This window comes from Falsibacillus pallidus, from assembly GCF_003350505.1.
GTDB lineage: Bacteria > Bacillota > Bacilli > Bacillales > DSM-25281 > Falsibacillus > Falsibacillus pallidus.
This window is the reverse complement of sequence record NZ_QQAY01000038.1, coordinates 1-1,575: the sequence shown is the minus strand read 5'-3', so window position 1 is coordinate 1,575 and position 1,575 is coordinate 1. Positions and strand designations below refer to the sequence as shown.

Below are 1,575 nucleotides of genomic sequence, written 5' to 3'. Positions count from 1 at the left end.
CCATAGCCGTCAAGTTAAGCGAAAAGGTGTAAATATTGGGTGAAATCCGTTATCCTTCCATAAAGAAATCTTTATGAAAGGATGACTTTTATGGATTTTCGTAATGATATTCGTCCCCTAGCCAAAAGTCTAAATCAGTTAATTTCTGTCCCAACTATTCGCGATTTGGCAAAAGAGACGGGTTTTGTGAAAAGGCTGCGTAAATTTAGACCAGAAGATTTTTTTCTGCTATGTACATTATTAGATAAGTCCGTTGGCAGTGAAAGTTTATCCACCTTATGCGCTACCTTATCGACTTTTTCTTTTACTCACCTGTCCAAACAAGGGCTAGATCAACGATTTACACCCAACGCTGTGAGTTTTCTCAAACGGCTTTTTTTCTCACTTGTGGCTGAACAAGAAGGATTTACGCATCCTTTGGAATTAGAACGTTTATTTTCCCGCATTCTCATTAAGGATTCGACTTCCTTCCAGTTGCCAGGTGATTACTCCATGTATCCTGGATCTCATGGGTCCGGGGTCAAGATACAACTAGAATATGAATTGTATAAGGGCCAGCTATTTCAAACCGCCATTGATCCCGGAACCTCCAGTGATCGTAAGTCGGCATCGGCATCTGAAAACCACCTTCAGCCAGGTGATCTATGCCTAAGGGATATCGGGTATTATTCCGCCGAGAATCTCATTGGGATTCATCAAAAAGGAGCTTATTATCTTTCTAGGATTCCAGCCAATACAACACTATGGAAACAGGACAATGAAGGGGGATGGATAAAGATTGAACCCTTAGAAGAAATCAAGAAGGTTCCACCTGGAGAAGTCATTGAATTCCCATCTCTCCGAGTTGGAAAATGGACGAAAAGGCCATTGATGGCAAGGGTGATTATACAAAAGCTCACCCGCGACCAACAAAAAAAACGAGATGCCCTTTTACAAAAAAAGGGGCAGAAAGGGAAGCCCACCCAATCTGCCAAACAAAGAAACTCTATTCAAATCTTGGTCACCAATATACCACAGGATTTGATGGAAGCTCAAATGATGTACTCCCTTTATTCCTTAAGGTGGCAAATTGAAATCCTTTTTAAGACTTGGAAGTCTCTCTTTCAAATTCATGAAATCAAAGAGATGAAACAAGAACGAATGGAATGTCATTTGTACGGTACTTTGATTCGAATATTCCTCTCCACCATGCTTGCTTTTCAGTGTAGATACTATCTCTATCGGAAAGAAAGGCTTGAATGTAGTGAATATAAAAGCATCAATATAGCTCAAGAGGGAATGACTCCCTTAGCCTATTCCTTGTCCTACAGGACAAAATCGATTATGGATATTGTCGTCAGTATTTATGAATCCATATATAGGAATGGCCGTAAGGACCATCGGTTCAATCATTCCAGTGTCTTTGATATCCTTCAACTAAGCTATAAACAGACGCTCTCATAATAGTTTAGGAGTAATGTTTTTAAAAAAATACAAGGGAAGCTTTCATTCAAGTCGTCTATATATGGAAAAATTTTGAATAGTCATAGGGTTTTCTTACTATCACTGGTTTACGTACCTATTTTTTCTTGTTAA

General features: G+C 39.2%; 1 protein-coding gene. It reads left to right on the top strand.

Going from position 1 to position 1,575, the window contains the following annotated elements:
* Positions 1–81 precede the first annotated feature (81 nt).
* Complete coding sequence (locus DFR59_RS19925; protein ID WP_114747416.1) at positions 82–1,443, top strand: IS4 family transposase; 1,362 nt, start codon at positions 82–84, stop codon at positions 1,441–1,443.
* Positions 1,444–1,575: the final 132 nt, after the last annotated feature.

Excerpts from the sequence above, each read along its gene's own strand:
- DFR59_RS19925 (WP_114747416.1), top strand. The coding sequence starts at position 82 with ATGACTTTTATGGATTTTCGTAATGATATTCGTCCCCTAGCCAAAAGT.